The organism is Wenyingzhuangia gilva, from assembly GCF_030519655.1.
In the GTDB taxonomy this organism is placed as follows: domain Bacteria; phylum Bacteroidota; class Bacteroidia; order Flavobacteriales; family Flavobacteriaceae; genus Wenyingzhuangia; species Wenyingzhuangia gilva.
On the sequence record NZ_JAUMIT010000003.1, the window covers coordinates 108,457 to 124,376 of the forward strand.

Here is a 15,920-nt window from a genome sequence, read left to right on the forward strand (position 1 = left end):
AAATATAGAAATCATGAAACAAAATATTAAGTTATTTGTAGTTGCTCTTTTAGGAGGTTTTATTTCATTAACCCTATATAATCGTTTTATAACGCCAGAAAGGCAACAAGCAAATCAAACCGAAACTATTAATAATTTTCCGGTTTACACCAATAACTCAAAATTAGTAGCTGCTGAAAATTCAGTAGACTTTACCACAGCTGCAGAAGCAACTGTTAATGCAGTAGTACACGTAACGAATACTTCGGTAGGTGTTCAACAATATCCTTTTTCTCAATTGTTTTTTGGGCAAAGTTATGGTAGAGAGTATAAAAGAGTAGGAACCGGAAGTGGTGTATTAATTTCTCCTGATGGATACATTATTACAAACAACCACGTAATTGACAATGCTACAGATTTAGAAATTGTTTTAAATAACAAAAAAAGATACAAAGCAGAATTGATTGGAACTGATAAAGCAACAGACATCGCTTTGTTAAAGATAGATGCTGAAGAGTTACCTTACATTACTTTTGGAGATTCAGATGCTACTAAAATTGGAGAATGGGCTTTGGCAGTAGGAAATCCATATAATTTAACTTCTACAGTAACGGCAGGAATCATCAGTGCTAAAGGAAGAGATTTAGAAGGTGATGGTAGAATTGAATCTTATATTCAGACCGATGCAGCTGTAAATCCTGGAAATAGTGGGGGAGCTTTGGTAAATACAAGAGGAGAATTGATAGGAATTAACACGGCAATTTCATCTCAAACAGGTTCTTTTGTAGGATATTCTTTTGCAGTTCCTTCTAATATTGCCAAAAGAGTGGTAGAAGATTTAATGGAAAATGGAACGGTTAAAAGAGCTGTTTTAGGAATTTCTACTGAGTTGAAAAAAGATGTTAATGGTGTTTATATATCAGAGGTTTCTGAAAATACAGGAGCTAAGAAAGCAGGTTTGCAATCTGGAGATATCATCACAAAAATAGATAATGTAGTTATTCATAAGTTTGCTGATTTGGTTGGACAACTAACAGCAAAAAGACCTGGGGATGAAGTTTTGGTAACAGTTAATAGAGATGGGATTACTAAAGACTTTAAAGTAAAACTATCTGAAATTAATGACATGACTACCGAAGCTTTTGGAATTCAGTTTGGTGGATTGTCTGATGCCTACAAGAAAAAGTTGGATATTGATAATGGATTGGTGGTAAAAGAAATCAATAATAATTATTTGCAAAAAATTGGAATTAAACCTGGATATGTGATTTTGTCAATTAACAATTACAAAATCAATAATCTGTCAGATATTGAAAAAATAAAATCTCAAGTTGATAGTGAAGAAGATATTCATAAATTAACGGTTGTAAATTTAAATAAAGATAAAGAAACCATCATTATACGTTGGTAAACCTAAGTATTTATACTGCTAAAAAAAATACTCATTTTTTATTTATGTTAAATTATTATAGCCAATTGTGTAAGTCTTTTTATTTGTGTGGATTTTATGTAAATAAAATAGTAAATTTGCAGGCTAGCATAATTAAAAGTAAAAGATGAGTATTTTTTTGGGTACAGGTGTTGCGTTGGTAACTCCTTTTGATCAAGATGGGAATGTGGATGTTCAGGCTTTAGAGAAGTTGGTAGAATTCCAGATAGATAATGCTGTAGAATACTTGGTAGTTCTTGGGACTACTGCAGAGGTAGCAACTTTGACTAACGAAGAGAAAGAATTGGTTAAAGCTACCATCATAAATACAAATGCTGGAAGATTACCAATCGTTTTAGGAATAGGAGGAAATAACACACGTGCGGTTATAGAAGATATTAAGAATACTAATTTTGACGGTATCAGTGCTATTTTATCCGTATCACCATATTATAACAAACCAACTCAAGAAGGAATTTATCAACATTATAAAGCCATTGCTGAAGTTTGTCCTGTGGATATTATTTTGTATAATGTACCAGGAAGAACAGCTTCTAATGTAGCTCCAAAAACTGTAGCGAGATTGGCTGAAATTCCAAATATCATTGGAATTAAAGAAGCTAAAGGAGATATGGATCAAGCTTTAAAATTAATTAAGTTGGTTCCTAGTGATTTTTTAGTAATTTCAGGAGATGATATGATTGCTTTACCAATAGTATTAGCAGGTGGAGCTGGAGTAATATCTGTAATTGGACAAGCGTTTCCAAGTGAATTTAGTCATATGGTTCGTTTAGGGTTGTTAGACAAAGCAAGAAAGTCTTTTGCAACACAATATAGAATACAAGAAAGTATAGGGTTGATTTTTTCTGAGGGAAACCCAGTAGGAGTAAAAGCCTTGTTAGAAATATTAGGACATTGTAACAGTAGTGTAAGATTGCCTTTGGTAAAAGCTACTGATAAGTTACAAGGTGAATTGAAGCAATTTGTAGAGTCATTTTACGTTGCTTCGTAATAAAATCAATTTATGTTAAGAAGTGTAAAGTTAAGTTTAGTTTTAGGGGTTGTTCTATTAGCATCGTGTGGTAAATACAATAAAGTGTTAAATAAGGGTACTTCTGAAGAACGATATATAATGGCTAATGATTTATATAAAGAAGAATCATATCAAAAAGCAAATCGTTTGTTTGAGCTTATTTTACCATCTTATGAAAGTAAACCACAAAAAGAAGTGGTAGTGTTTCGTTTAGCTGATGGATATTTTAAGGAAAAAGATTATACCACTGCCATATATTATTACGAAAAATTTATCAGAAATTTTCCTAAAAGTACCGAGTTAGAAACAGCACAATATCAAATTGCTGAAAGTTATTTTAATTTGTCTCCAAAATATAGTATTGATCAAACAGATACTAAAAAGGCTATGGAAGCTTTTCAAAATTTTATAGACAATAATCCAGACTCTGATAAAATTGCAGATGCAAACAAAAGAATTAATGAGTTAAGTTATAAGTTAGAAACTAAAGCTTTTGAAATTGCAAAACAGTATTATAAAATAGGAATTTATAGTTCTGCAATGGTCGCTTTTGATAATGTGATATTAGATTACTTAGGAACATCCTATAAAGAAGAAGCAATGTTTTATAAGTTTAAATCTGCTTATGAATTAGGAATTAATAGTATTTACTATAAAAAAGAAGCTAGGATTAATGATGCTATAAAAGTTTATACAAGATATAAAAAAGCATACCCTAACTCAGAATATATAAAAGAAGCTGATGATTTATACAATAAATTATTAAAAGAAAGTCAGCCAAAACAAGAACAAAATAGTTAAGATAATTATATAAAAATCATGGATTACAAAAAAACAGAAGCTCCTTTGTCTACAATTACTTATGACAAATCGAAAGTAGAAGCGCCAACGCAAAACATTTACGAGGCGATTTCAATTATATCTCAAAGGGCTACTCAAATTGGTAGTGATTTAAAAAAGGAGTTGGTAGATAAATTAGAAGAATTTGCTACATACAACGACAGTTTAGAAGAGGTTTTTGAAAACAAAGAACAAATTGAAGTTTCTAAATTTTATGAAAAATTACCTAAAGCTCATGCCATTGCAGTAGAGGAGTGGTTAGAAGGGAAAATTTATCACAGAAGACCAGAACAAGACTAAATTTCTATGAGTATATTAAGTGGGAAAAAAGTTTTATTGGGTGTTAGCGCGGGTATTGCAGCATATAAAACGGCTCATTTAGTAAGACAATTTATCAAAGCAGGTGCAGAAGTACAAGTTGTACAAACACCTGCTTCTAAAGAATTTGTTACACCGCTAACACTTTCTACCTTATCTAAAAATCCTGTACATTCTACTTTTTATAATGAAGAAGAGGAGAATGCTATATGGAATAATCATGTAGATTTAGGACTTTGGGCAGACCTCATGCTTATTGCTCCAGCTACAGCAAATACTTTGGCTAAAATGACCAATGGTGTTTGTGACAATTTACTATTAGCTACTTATTTATCAGCCAAGTGTCCTGTGTATTTTGCACCAGCGATGGATTTAGATATGTATCAACATCCATCAACTAAAACAAGTATTGAAAAATTAACTTCTTTTGGAAATATTTGTATTCCTGCCACTAGTGGAGAGTTAGCAAGTGGCCTGATAGGTGAAGGAAGGTTGGCAGAACCTGAAGATATTGTTGCTTTTATAGAAAAAGACATTCGTTCTAAATTACCATTAAAAGGTAAAAAAATATTGATTACCGCTGGTCCAACATACGAAGCTATAGATCCTGTTCGTTTTATAGGAAATCATTCTTCAGGTAAAATGGGCTTTGAAATTGCAAAATGTGCAGCTAATTTAGGGGCAGAAGTCATTTTGGTTAGTGGTCCTTCAAGTCAAAAAATAACACATTCCTTTGTGAAAAGAATTGATGTGGTGAGTGCAGAAGACATGTACATCGCTTGTCATAATTATTTTAAAGACATGGATGTGGCAATTTTGTCTGCAGCAGTTGCAGACTACAAACCAGCGAATGTAGCCAACCAAAAAATTAAAAAGAAGGATGCTAGTTTGCATATTGAACTAGCTCCAACCAAAGATATTTTAGCTTCTTTAGGAGCTATTAAAGAGCAACAATTGTTGGTAGGTTTTGCTTTAGAAACCAATAACGAAGAAGAAAATGCAAAAGGAAAGATTGAGCGTAAAAACTTAGATTTAATTGTATTAAATTCGTTAAGAGATAAAGGAGCTGGTTTTGCTACAGATACCAATAAAATTACTATTATTGATAAAGATTTTAATTTACAAAAATTTGAAATGAAATCTAAAGCAGCAGTTGCTCAAGATATTTTAACAGTTATTACTCAAAAGTTACATGTATAAACAATTATTTTTCTATTTTTTTCTATTTGTTTTTACTTTGGTAAAAGCACAGGAATTAAATTGTAATGTAACGGTTAATGCGGATCAAATTCAGGTTTCTAACAATCAGATTTTTAAAACTTTAGAAAATTCGTTAACAGAATTTATGAATCAAACGCAGTGGACAAATATTGCGTTTAAAGATCATGAAAAAATTAAATGTGGAATCACAATTTTGTTGACTGAACAAAAATCAACAAACTCTTTTGTAGGAACGCTTCAGGTACAAGCATCTAGACCTGTTTTTAATTCAGCTTATTACAGTCCTCTTTTAAATTATAAAGACAATAGTTTTTCTTTTCAGTATACAGAATTTCAACCTATAAACTATAATCCAAACGGATTTGAATCTAATTTGGTTTCTGTAATGTCTTATTATGCATATCTTATTTTAGGAATGTATGTAGATACTTTTAGTTTAGAAGGAGGAACCCCTTATTTAAATAATGCCTTAACTATAGCAAATCAGTCTCAACAATCTGGTTATTTGGGATGGGAAAATAGCAAAGGAAATATTACTCGTTTTACTCTAATAGACCAAATGTTGGCTACGGTTAACGAACCTTACAGAAAATTGGAGTATCAATATCATTTTGATATTATGGATGTTTTTGAGAGAAATCAAAAGTCAGCAGCTTCAAGAATGGTTCAGCTATTACTACCTTTAGAAAAAATGTACGATGAGAATCCTAATAGTTTTATGATTCGTATTTTTATGGATGCCAAAGCAGATGAAATTGTCAACATATTTAAAGACAATTCCTCTGTAGATACTTCAGAATTGGTATCTGTACTAAAAAGAGTTTCCTCTAACAACTCTAAAAAGTGGAGACAAATAGATTCTTTATAAACTTTAATTCACATTTATGTTAGTTTCACTATCTGTTCAAAATTATGCTTTGATCAAGAGATTACAAATAGATTTTACCCAAGGTTATTCTGTTATTACTGGAGAAACAGGTGCTGGTAAATCTATTCTTTTAGGAGCCTTAGGATTGGTTCTTGGAAATAGAGCCGACTTAACGAATTTAAAAGATAAAGACAAAAAATGTGTAATTGAAGCTGAGTTTCAAATCGGTTCTTACCAAATAGAGCAAGTATTTGAGGAGTTAGAGTTAGATTACGAGCCTTTAACTATTATTAGAAGAGAGTTGTTGCCTAACGGAAAATCTAGAGCTTTTGTAAATGACACGCCTGTAAATTTAAAAGCATTGCAAGAACTTAAAGAATATTTGTTAGATATTCATTCTCAACATAATACTCGATCTTTATCAGATAAAAACTATCAGTTTTATGTGGTAGATGCTTTGGCTGGAAATTTAGAACTTTTAAAAACTTATCAAGCTGAACATAAAAAATACAAGAAATCGGTAAAAGAATTGGCTCTATTAAAAGCCAATCAACAAGAAGCTCAACAACAATACGAATACAATTTGCATTTGTTTAAAGAGTTACAAAATGCCAAATTAAAAGAAGTTGATGAAATTGAAACTTTAGAAGCTGAAATAGAAAAACTATCTCATGCAGAGGACATCAAAACTTATTTGTTTGAGAGTTTGCAAGTTTCCACCGAAGAACAAATAGGGGTGCAAACCTTGTTAAATCAATTACAAGTAGCTTTGTCTAAAATAGCTCCTTTTGATACTGCTTATTCATCTATGTATGAAAGAGCAAAAAGTTTAAAAATTGAATTAGATGATTTGGTTTTTGAATTAGAAAAACATGCGGAAAATGTTGAAGCCAATCCTGAAGAATTAGAAACATTAAATGACAGATTAAGTTTATTGTTTGATTTACAAAAGAAACATTTTGTGACTTCTTTAGCGGAATTAATTGAAGTTAGAGAAAGTTTAGATAAAAAAGTAGGAGAAGTTGAAGATGCAGCTGATTTGTTAGCATCTGCAGAAAAGAAAGTAAAGTCTCAAAAAGCAGTTACTTTAAAAATTGCCCAAGAAATTTCTGACAAGAGAAAGAAAGTGGTGGGTGATTTTAAATTGGAATTAGAAACTGTTTTGGCCAAGTTGAGCATGGAAAATGCACAATTTGTAGTTGATATCCAACCTGTAAAAGAATTTACAGAGTTTGGAATTGATGATGTATCTTTTTTATTATCATCAAACAAAGGATCTGATTTTGGTTTGTTAAAAAAAGTGGCATCAGGAGGAGAGCTTTCCAGGATTATGTTGGGAATCAAAATGATTTTATCAAAATTTGTGAGTTTACCTACTATTTTATTTGACGAAATAGATACTGGAGTTTCTGGTGATGTGGCAACTAAAATTGCGGATGTTATGAATACGATGGGACAAAATATGCAAGTTATAACCATTACACATTTACCACAAGTTGCTTCTAAAGCACAAACACATTATAAGGTGTTTAAGAAAGTTGAAGGAGAAGAAACGGTGAGTTATTTAACTCAACTTGCCAAAAATGAAAGAATAGAAGAGATTGCAGAAATGCTAGGCGGAAAGGAAAAATCTAAATCAGCCATAGAACATGCAACACAATTGCTAAGTATTTAATCGGAAAAACTTATATTTGCCAAAAAGTATTTGGTAGCTGGTATCAGGTAGTTGGTATCTAGTATTGAGTGAAATGAATGAATAATTAATCAATCACCATTAACTACTAACCATTAACAATTAACCATTATTTACATATGTACAATTTATTAAAAGGTAAAAGAGGAATCATTTTTGGAGCTTTGGACTCTAATTCAATTGCTTGGAAAGTTGCAGAATCTGCACATGCAGAAGGAGCAACTTTTGTTTTAACAAATGCCCCAATAGCAATGCGTATGGGAGAAATTAACGAATTAGCTGAAAAGACAGGTTCTGAAATTATTCCAGCGGATGTTACTAAGTTAGAAGACATCGAAAACTTAATTGAGAAATCAGTTGAGATTTTAGGAGGTAAAATTGATTTCGTTTTACACTCTATTGGAATGTCTGTAAACGTTCGTAAAAAAATTCACTATACAGATAATAACTACGATTTTACACATAAAGGTTTTGATATTTCTGCATTGTCTTTCCATAAAGTAATGCAAGTTTTATACAAAAAAGATGCGATGGCAGAGTGGGGATCTATTGTTGCTTTAACATATATGGCAGCTCAAAGAGTATTTCCAGATTATAATGACATGGCTGATAATAAAGCTTATTTAGAGTCTATCGCTCGTTCATTTGGATATTTCTTTGGTAGAGATCACAAAGTACGTGTAAACACAATTTCTCAATCTCCTACAGCTACAACTGCAGGTAACGGAGTAAAAGGATTCTCTGGATTTATTAACTATGCTGAGAAAATGTCTCCATTAGGAAATGCTACAGCTCAAGAATGTGCAGATTATACCATTACATTATTTTCTGACTTGACAAGAAAAGTAACTTTACAAAACTTATTCCACGATGGAGGATTCTCTAACATGGGAGTTTCTAATGAGATTATGGCTGCTTTTGAAGATCAAGAGTAGTTTACTTAAAATATTAAATAAAAAAAGCCTTCACAAACGTGAAGGCTTTTTTTATACTGTATATAGTAATTGGTTCTAAATAAACAATAAAGCCAAAGTCAATAGAATTCCACCTAAAGTAAACCACATCCCTTTTTTAAAAATAGCTGTTTTGGGCATAAACATCCAAAAAGAAGAAATGGAAAAGAATAACAAAGAAACTCCAAAAAATACATTTAACCAATACAACGGATCGTTAGAAGTTGCCTTGTGTAATTTGGTCATTTGTTTCATTACATAAGGTAGATCTTTAGTGGTGTAATTGGCGATTCCTGTTTGTTTGTTATATTGTCCATTTTCAAAAAAGACAATGTTGTTTTCTTCTTTTAAAATTTTAAAGTGCTTTTGTCTTAAACTTTTACCTAATTCTTTATTGGGGATATTTTCTCCAATATTACGTTCAATAACTGTTTCTTTTTTTAAGAAATCGGTGTTTCTAAAAACCAAAACGATTCCACTTAGAGCATAAACACTCATAATTCCAATTAAGAAAAATCCTAAATATCGATGGATGATTCTCATGTATTTGTTTGTCATTACTTATATTTTTTGATGTTAGACTTGAGTCAGTAACAAAAGTTTAATAATTGTTTTTATATTATGATTTAAAGTTTCATTTTATATTTAAATCAATTTTATGGGAAAATAAAAATACCTTCACAACAGCGAAGGTATTTTTTATAATATTATAGTTTTATATAGCTATATAAACTATTCTAAGTTTCCTAAATAACGTTCAGCATCTAAAGCAGCCATACAACCTGTACCAGCAGCAGTAACTGCTTGTCTGTATTCATGATCTTGTACATCACCTGCAGCAAAAACTCCAGGTTTGTTAGTTTTGGTAGATTTTCCTTTGGTAACCAAGTATCCTGTTTCATCCATGTCTAACTGACCTTTAAAAATATCAGTATTTGGCGTATGACCAATAGCAATAAAAACACCAGTAACTACAATTTCATGTTTGTTACCTGTTTGATTATTTACCACACGAACTCCTTCTACTACATTATCTCCTAAAACTTCATCTAATTCAGTGTTGTATAAAACTTCAATGTTTTCAGTCTTTTCTACTCTATGAATCATGGCTTTAGAAGCTCGCATATAATCCTTACGAACCAACATGGTTACTTTGTTACAAATATTTGCCAAGTAAGTAGCTTCTTCAGCAGCCGTATCTCCAGCTCCAACTACAATTACATCTTGTTTTCTGTAAAAGAATCCATCACAAGTAGCACAAGCAGAAACTCCACCACCTTTTAAACGTTCTTCACTTTCTAAACCTAGATATTTTGCAGTTGCTCCTGTGGTAATAATAACAGTATTAGCTTCAATTTGTTTGGTACCATCAATAGTTACTTTGTGAATTCCACCAACTTCATTGCTAAAATCAACAGCAGTCGCCATTCCAAAACGAACTTCTGTTCCAAAACGCTCTGCTTGATTTTTTAAGTCTTCCATCATTGCAGTACCATCTGTACCATTTGGATATCCTGGAAAATTGTCAACTTCTGTAGTAGTAGTCAACTGTCCACCCATTTGCATTCCCGTATACATTACAGGTTTTAAGTCTGCTCTTGAAGCATATATAGCAGCAGTATAACCTGCAGGACCTGATCCAATAATCAAGCATTTAATTCTTTCAATAGTATCTGACATTTTCTAATATTTTTTAGAATTTATGAGTCGCTAAAATAATTTTTTTTTACACTTTTAGAGATGAATGTTTATAACTTTTAACAATCTATCTATTGATTTTTCTAATAGCATTTTAATGGAAAAGAAAAGCCATGTTTATTCGTTTTCTATATCCATAAATAATTCTATTTTTACGCTACTGTTAAATAAAGGTTAAACAGTATTAAATTTCCTAAGCTAGTTTATAACTATATGTTAGATACCACTAAAAACTATGATTTAATCATTGTGATTCCTTCTTACAATGAGTCTAAATCTTTACGAGAAAAAAAGTTTCTCTCTTTTTTACAAAATAAAAAAGAAGTGGCTATTTGTTTTGTAAATGATGGTTCTACAGACAATACTTTAGAAATCTTAAAAGAGTTAGAAAGTAAGTCGGAGAATCAAATTGTGGTTTTTGATTGTGTTGAAAATCAGGGTAAAGCAGGAGCTACTAAAATGGGGATGAACTATTGTGCTGAACATTTTAATTTTGATAAAATAGCTTATTTGGATGCTGATTTGGCTACTCCTCTTAAAGAATGCTACAGAATTAGTAGAAAGTTAGATGGTAAATTGACTTTTGTTTTTGGTTCTAGAATTAAAAAATTAGGATCAAGAATAGAAAGAAGTTCTTTTCGATTTTTTACAGGAAGAATTATCGCCACCTTTATTTCTAATATTTTAAAATTAGGGGTGTATGATACGCAATGTGGAATTAAAGTATTTACCAAAGAGCTAAGTAAAGAGGTTTTTAGCAAACCGTTTTTATCAAAATGGCTTTTTGACGTGGAAATTTTCTTTAGAATTATTCAGTTTTATACAAGGGAAATTGCCATTGTAAAAATGAAAGAAATCCCATTAAGAAAATGGGTAGACAAAGGAGATTCTAAGGTTAAAATGAGCTACTTCTTTAAGTTATGGTTAGATTTGCTAAAAATTAACCAAGCTTATAAAAAACTATAAAATTCATGTTGGCAAATATTAAAAAGTATGCTCTAGAAATTACGGTGTTTTTTCTTGCAGGACTTCGTTTATTAGTAAGTGCATGGCTTCCATTATTAGACAAAACAGAAGCAAGATATGCCGAAATCGCCAGAATTATGTACGATACTGGGAATTGGGTAACTCCACAAATAGATTACGGAGTGCCTTTTTGGGCAAAACCACCAATGTCCACCTGGCTCTCCGCTTTTAGTTATCAAATATTTGGGGTGAATGAGTTTGCTGCTCGTTTTCCATCTTTTTTACTTCAAGTTTCTTTAATTATTTTTGTAGCCAAAGCTTTAGACTTTACCAAAAAACAAATCTATTGGTTTGCTTTAATTTTGTTTACCATTCCAGAATATTATATTCATTGTGGTGTGGTATCTACAGATTCTTCTTTGTTGGTGGGAATTACTTTTGTGATGATTGGTTTTTGGAATTCTTTAAAAGACAATTACAATCAACGAGCATGGAAATTTGTTGCATGGGTAGGAGTTTCCATTGGAATGTTGGCAAAAGGACCTATTGTTTTGGTCTTAACTGTACCCCCAATTTTTATATGGTCTTGTTTGTATAAAGGTCAATTAGTAACGTTTTTTAAGAAAGCATTATGGTTACCAGGAATGATTTTAGCCACTATAACTTCTTTTGCTTGGTACTATTGGGCAGAAGTTAGAACGCCTGGTTTTATTGATTACTTTTTTGTTGGGGAACATTACAAACGTTTTTTTGAATCAGGATGGCAAGGAGATAAATATGGTTTTGCTAAGCAGCAACCGATGGGAATGATTTGGGTGTTTTTATTGCTTTTTTCTATCCCATGGATTCAATTTGTAATTGCCAAAGCAATTAAGAAAAGAGAGGAGATAATTAAAAATAAGTGGGTTACTTATTTATGGTTTTGGATGTTATGGACTCCATTATTCTTTACTGTTTCTAAAAGTTTAATTCACACTTACACCTTACCAAGCATGATTCCTTTAGGATTGTTGGTGATGCATTATTTTAAAAGTTATCAAAAACAAAAAGCTTGGTTTGTTGGCGCTATGGTGGTTCCTGTGTTGGTTTTTATAGGATTTATAGGAATGAATACTTTTTATACCGATACCAATTGGCAAAATACAGATAAGCATTTATTAAAAGAAATGACTCATAAAGAGGTGACAGATGTGTTTGCATGGGAGTTTAAATCTTATTCTTCTCAATTTTATACTTCGGGTAAAATAAAAGTAATTGATACTGCTGAAGAGTTAGGGGAGTTGATGAAAGATGAAAATCCTTTTTATATTTTATCAAGAAACTCACATTATAAAAATATGCCAGAAGTTTTTAAAGAACAATTAACTTTGATTGGGACTAATAAAAAATCTCAATTATTTATATACAATCCATAATAAAAAAACCTGTTACAAATAGTAACAGGTTTTTTTGTTATAAGACTTAGTGATTATATTTTACAAAGCTTTTTTATTGATTATATTATAAGCGGATATGTGATTTAAAGAGGCTGATTTGTCTTGAATAAATTCTTGACAAACAACATCAACAGAGTATTTTGTAGTGTTTTTACCTACACTAAAAATAATTCCTTTTAAAGAAGCACAATCGTTATAGTCTTTTCCGTGGGCAATTTTTATATGATTAAAATCAGCCATCATATTGTTTGTAGGGTCAAAACCTACCCAACCAACATTAGGAACAAAACATTCTACCCAAGAGTGAATTTCGGAGGCTCCAAAATAAGTGTTGTCTTGATTTAAGAATCCAGAAACATATCTTGTAGGGATGTTGTGTTGTCTTGCTATGGCACAAAATAAATGTGCAAAATCTTTAGCAACTCCTTTGTTGTTTGTAATAAGATCTTTTAATTCTGTTCTGTTATTAGTAACTCCAATAGTGTAGTATAGAAATATAAAAACCCATTTGTTCAAAGCTTTTAAGTTTTCAAAAGTTGTTTTCTGATCATCAAATAAAAAGATATTTTTTTTATCGGATGGTAACGTGGTTAAAATGGTGTCTTTTAAAAAAGAATGATATTCAATTTTAAAAGGATCACTATTAATTTCTATAATATCTTTGCTGTAAAGATTAGAGTCTTGACTTTGAACTTCAACTTGATTTTTTATTAAAGAAAATTCGGCTTCAAAAATAATATCAGTAATTTGATTTTTAGGTGTAACTCTAAAAGTTTTAAATCCATAACCATTTACAGATTTACTTACTAAGGTATTGTAAGAGTCTCTAAAATTAGAGGTTTCTAAAAACTGAGAGTCATTGTTTTTAGGTTCTATTAAAAATTGCCACAAAGCATTATTCACGGGGTTTTCGTATGTATTGTGGGTAGCATACTTTATTTTATAATGATATTGCATGATATATTGTTGTTATATGTGTAATATGCAAATATAACACATATAACATATTTAATCTATAAACATTAGTTGTTTTTAATGCTTAAATAACTCATCTTCAATGCTTATACAAATTTCATCTAATTCACTAATAATTTCTTGAATAAACTTATCAAAACCAATTTCAATTTCGTTAATGCGTTTATAGTGATATTTTGCTCTTAGTTTCCCAATTAAAAATGCAGAAGCTAAACTGTGATGATTTTTATTTAAATAATCAATATGACATTTGGCATTATTTAAGCAACTCATAACAGATTTTGGACACTCAGGGTTTAAGATTAAAAAGTCTAAAGTGTTTTTGCTTGTAGGTGCTTTTTTATAGTGACGTTTCATCATATCAAAAGACTGGATACATCTTAATAAAATAGTCCACTCATATGACGTAGCAAAATCTGTTTCATTTTGTACGCTAAGTGCATCTTTGTATTTGGTATCTATAATCCTAATTACATCCGTTGCTCTCTCTAAATTAATTCCCAAATGAATGATGGCATAAGTATCGTCATGCATCATGGTTGTAACAATATTAGATTTAATTTGAGCTACAGCTTTGGATACATACATTGTAAATTCGTCTAATCCTCTTTCGGTAAAATATTCAATAGAGTAATTATTAATATAATGATGTAATTTGTTAATAGATTCAAACAATTCAGTAGAAATCATATCTCTGGCACTAGAGGCATTATCTCTAGCCATTCTAAAATAACTTTTTATAGAAAAAATCTTTTCATCATTTAGAGCTGCATCAAAAAGAACTTTTTTCTCAAATAGTACCGTTTCTTTTTCAGGATCATCATCCACCATTCTAACAATAGAATTTAAAACAAATTGTCTTGATTGAGAGGTTTCATTTGGTGCATCGAAAGAAGAAAAATAGTTCACATTTAAATATCTTGCAATGTGTTCAGTTCTTTCAAGGTATCTCCCCATCCAGAATAAATTGTTGGCTACTCTTGCTAACATATATCTATCTTTTTAAAACCCAAGTATCCTTAGATCCACCACCTTGTGATGAGTTTACAATTAAATTTCCTTCTTTTAAAGCCACACGTGTAAGTCCACCTTTTAGTACAAATTCTTTATCTTTTCCTAAAAGTGTAAAGGTTCTTAAATCTACATGTCTAGGTTCAAAACATTGTTTTTCATCTATAAAAGTAGCGTGTGTAGATAATGCCATAATAGGTTGTGCAATATATTTTCTAGGGGTTTCTTTAATCACCGCTTTTACTTTTTCTATTTCTTCTTTGGTTAGTTTGTTACCAATTGAAATTCCATAACCACCCGATTCATCAACAGGTTTTATAACCAATTTATCAATATTATCTAACACGTATGCTAGCTCTTTTGGTCTGCTACAGTGGTAGGTATGAACATTGTTTAAAATAGGTTCTTCATTTAAGTAATACTTAATAATTTGAGGCATGTAAGTGTAAATGGCTTTGTCATCTGCTACTCCAGTTCCAGGAGCATTTACTAAAGTTACATTTCCTTTTTTATAGGCAGCAAACAATCCAGGAACTCCAAGAACTGAATCTGGGTTAAACTCTAATGGATCAATAAAGGCATCATCAATACGTCTGTAAATAACATCAATTTTAACAGGTCCGTAAATGGTTTTCATGTACACAAAATCTTTTTCAATAAAAAGATCTCTACCTTCTACCAATTCTATTCCCATAGATTTGGCCAAAAAGGAATGTTCGTAATATGCAGAGTTGTAAATACCTGGGGTAATTACTACACAAGTAGGTATATCCACTCCAGCAGGTTTTACGGACTGCATAATTTCTAATAAGTTTTCGGAATAATTTGCTACAGGACAAGTAGGGTAGTTGTTAAACACCCCAAACATAGCTCTTTTAAGCGCAACCCTGTTACTAACTACATAACTAACTCCTGATGGACAACGAATATTGTCTTCTAGTACATAATACTCACCATCGGAATGTTTAATGATATCAGTTCCAGAAATATGGTTATAGATTCCTCCAGGAGGCTCTAAACCATTCATTTGATCTAAATAGTTTTCAGAACTACTAATCAATTCAATAGGAACGATTCCATCTTTAATAATCTGTTTTTTGTGATATACATCATACAAAAATAAATTCAAAGCCTTACTTCTTTGTAACGCTCCAGATTCAATATGATCCCACTCGTCAGCAGTAATTATCTTAGGAAATAAATCAAATGGAAAGACTTTTTCTACAGTGGTTTTATCATAAACCTGAAAGGTAATTCCTTGGTTTAAGAATGATAACTTTGCTTTCTCATTTAATAATTTAAAGTCATCAACTTTATATTCATTAAACAACTTAAATAGTTCGTCATAAGTATTTCGAATTTCTTTGTCATTCTTAAAAATTTCATCATAAAAAATTGGATTGGTTTTATATGATGAAAATATGGGCAGTGTTTTTTTAGATTCCATACCTATTTGATTTATATAATAAAGAACGCATTTTTATATTTTATTTGTGAGAT

General features: G+C 30.9%; 15 protein-coding genes. 10 read left to right on the forward strand and 5 right to left on the reverse strand.

Features of this window, described 5'->3' with window-relative positions:
• Window positions 1-13: 13 nt before the first annotated feature.
• The 8 genes from QVZ41_RS07500 (at window position 14) to QVZ41_RS07535 (ending at window position 8,316) form a co-directional block, all read left to right on the forward strand.
• A complete protein-coding gene (locus tag QVZ41_RS07500) occupies window positions 14-1,390 on the forward strand; it encodes a trypsin-like peptidase domain-containing protein (protein WP_302883943.1) in 1,377 nt (458 codons plus the stop codon).
• Between the two features lie 145 nt (window positions 1,391-1,535).
• On the forward strand, window positions 1,536-2,420 hold the full coding sequence (dapA, locus tag QVZ41_RS07505; protein ID WP_302883944.1) for a 4-hydroxy-tetrahydrodipicolinate synthase: 885 nt from the start codon (window positions 1,536-1,538) through the stop codon (window positions 2,418-2,420).
• A gap of 12 nt (window positions 2,421-2,432) precedes the next feature.
• Window positions 2,433-3,242 (forward strand): outer membrane protein assembly factor BamD, encoded by an 810-nt coding sequence (locus tag QVZ41_RS07510; RefSeq protein ID WP_302883945.1) that lies wholly within the window; start codon window positions 2,433-2,435, stop codon window positions 3,240-3,242.
• Between the two features lie 18 nt (window positions 3,243-3,260).
• Window positions 3,261-3,581 (forward strand): DNA-directed RNA polymerase subunit omega, encoded by a 321-nt coding sequence (locus QVZ41_RS07515; RefSeq protein WP_068825941.1) that lies wholly within the window; start codon window positions 3,261-3,263, stop codon window positions 3,579-3,581.
• A 6-nt stretch (window positions 3,582-3,587) separates the two neighbouring features.
• On the forward strand, window positions 3,588-4,799 hold the full coding sequence (gene coaBC / locus QVZ41_RS07520) for a bifunctional phosphopantothenoylcysteine decarboxylase/phosphopantothenate--cysteine ligase CoaBC (protein ID WP_302883946.1): 1,212 nt from the start codon (window positions 3,588-3,590) through the stop codon (window positions 4,797-4,799).
• Window positions 4,792-5,688 (forward strand): type IX secretion system protein PorD, encoded by an 897-nt coding sequence (porD, locus tag QVZ41_RS07525; RefSeq protein WP_302883947.1) that lies wholly within the window; start codon window positions 4,792-4,794, stop codon window positions 5,686-5,688. The genes coaBC and porD overlap by 8 nt, the downstream gene beginning before the upstream one ends.
• A 16-nt stretch (window positions 5,689-5,704) precedes the next feature.
• Window positions 5,705-7,363, forward strand: coding sequence for a DNA repair protein RecN (recN, locus tag QVZ41_RS07530; RefSeq protein WP_302883948.1), 1,659 nt, complete (start codon window positions 5,705-5,707; stop codon window positions 7,361-7,363).
• A gap of 137 nt (window positions 7,364-7,500) precedes the next feature.
• Window positions 7,501-8,316, forward strand: coding sequence for an enoyl-ACP reductase FabI (locus QVZ41_RS07535; protein WP_073120371.1), 816 nt, complete (start codon window positions 7,501-7,503; stop codon window positions 8,314-8,316).
• Between the two features lie 75 nt (window positions 8,317-8,391).
• Here QVZ41_RS07535 and QVZ41_RS07540 read toward each other — a convergent pair whose 3' ends face one another.
• Complete coding sequence (locus QVZ41_RS07540; RefSeq protein ID WP_302883949.1) at window positions 8,392-8,892, reverse strand: hypothetical protein; 501 nt, start codon at window positions 8,890-8,892, stop codon at window positions 8,392-8,394.
• A 174-nt stretch (window positions 8,893-9,066) separates the two neighbouring features.
• Complete coding sequence (gene trxB, locus QVZ41_RS07545; RefSeq protein WP_302883950.1) at window positions 9,067-10,014, reverse strand: thioredoxin-disulfide reductase; 948 nt, start codon at window positions 10,012-10,014, stop codon at window positions 9,067-9,069.
• A 231-nt stretch (window positions 10,015-10,245) separates the two neighbouring features.
• Here trxB and QVZ41_RS07550 point away from each other — a divergent pair, with 231 nt between their 5' ends.
• Both QVZ41_RS07550 and QVZ41_RS07555 read left to right on the forward strand, forming a co-directional pair.
• A complete protein-coding gene (locus QVZ41_RS07550; RefSeq protein ID WP_302883951.1) occupies window positions 10,246-10,998 on the forward strand; it encodes a glycosyltransferase in 753 nt (250 codons plus the stop codon).
• 8 nt (window positions 10,999-11,006) lie between these two features.
• Complete coding sequence (locus tag QVZ41_RS07555) at window positions 11,007-12,413, forward strand: ArnT family glycosyltransferase (protein ID WP_302883952.1); 1,407 nt, start codon at window positions 11,007-11,009, stop codon at window positions 12,411-12,413.
• Window positions 12,414-12,473: 60 nt separating this feature from the next.
• On the opposite strand, the gene QVZ41_RS07560 is transcribed toward QVZ41_RS07555, so the two are convergent.
• The 3 genes from QVZ41_RS07560 to QVZ41_RS07570 form a co-directional block, all read right to left on the reverse strand.
• A complete protein-coding gene (locus QVZ41_RS07560; RefSeq protein WP_302883953.1) occupies window positions 12,474-13,391 on the reverse strand; it encodes a transglutaminase-like domain-containing protein in 918 nt (305 codons plus the stop codon).
• A gap of 75 nt (window positions 13,392-13,466) precedes the next feature.
• Window positions 13,467-14,399 (reverse strand): alpha-E domain-containing protein, encoded by a 933-nt coding sequence (locus QVZ41_RS07565; protein WP_302883954.1) that lies wholly within the window; start codon window positions 14,397-14,399, stop codon window positions 13,467-13,469.
• Window positions 14,400-14,403: 4 nt separating this feature from the next.
• Complete coding sequence (locus QVZ41_RS07570; protein ID WP_302883955.1) at window positions 14,404-15,867, reverse strand: circularly permuted type 2 ATP-grasp protein; 1,464 nt, start codon at window positions 15,865-15,867, stop codon at window positions 14,404-14,406.
• Window positions 15,868-15,920 lie beyond the last annotated feature (53 nt).

Excerpts from the sequence above, each read along its gene's own strand:
- QVZ41_RS07570 (WP_302883955.1), bottom strand. The coding sequence starts at position 15,867 with ATGGAATCTAAAAAAACACTGCCCATATTTTCATCATATAAAACCAAT.
- QVZ41_RS07565 (WP_302883954.1), bottom strand. The coding sequence starts at position 14,399 with ATGTTAGCAAGAGTAGCCAACAATTTATTCTGGATGGGGAGATACCTT.
- trxB (WP_302883950.1), bottom strand. The coding sequence starts at position 10,014 with ATGTCAGATACTATTGAAAGAATTAAATGCTTGATTATTGGATCAGGT.
- coaBC (WP_302883946.1), top strand. The coding sequence starts at position 3,588 with ATGAGTATATTAAGTGGGAAAAAAGTTTTATTGGGTGTTAGCGCGGGT.
- QVZ41_RS07510 (WP_302883945.1), top strand. The coding sequence starts at position 2,433 with ATGTTAAGAAGTGTAAAGTTAAGTTTAGTTTTAGGGGTTGTTCTATTA.
- QVZ41_RS07560 (WP_302883953.1), bottom strand. The coding sequence starts at position 13,391 with ATGCAATATCATTATAAAATAAAGTATGCTACCCACAATACATACGAA.
- porD (WP_302883947.1), top strand. The coding sequence starts at position 4,792 with ATGTATAAACAATTATTTTTCTATTTTTTTCTATTTGTTTTTACTTTG.
- recN (WP_302883948.1), top strand. The coding sequence starts at position 5,705 with ATGTTAGTTTCACTATCTGTTCAAAATTATGCTTTGATCAAGAGATTA.
- dapA (WP_302883944.1), top strand. The coding sequence starts at position 1,536 with ATGAGTATTTTTTTGGGTACAGGTGTTGCGTTGGTAACTCCTTTTGAT.
- QVZ41_RS07500 (WP_302883943.1), top strand. The coding sequence starts at position 14 with ATGAAACAAAATATTAAGTTATTTGTAGTTGCTCTTTTAGGAGGTTTT.
- QVZ41_RS07540 (WP_302883949.1), bottom strand. The coding sequence starts at position 8,892 with ATGACAAACAAATACATGAGAATCATCCATCGATATTTAGGATTTTTC.
- QVZ41_RS07535 (WP_073120371.1), top strand. The coding sequence starts at position 7,501 with ATGTACAATTTATTAAAAGGTAAAAGAGGAATCATTTTTGGAGCTTTG.
- QVZ41_RS07550 (WP_302883951.1), top strand. The coding sequence starts at position 10,246 with ATGTTAGATACCACTAAAAACTATGATTTAATCATTGTGATTCCTTCT.
- QVZ41_RS07515 (WP_068825941.1), top strand. The coding sequence starts at position 3,261 with ATGGATTACAAAAAAACAGAAGCTCCTTTGTCTACAATTACTTATGAC.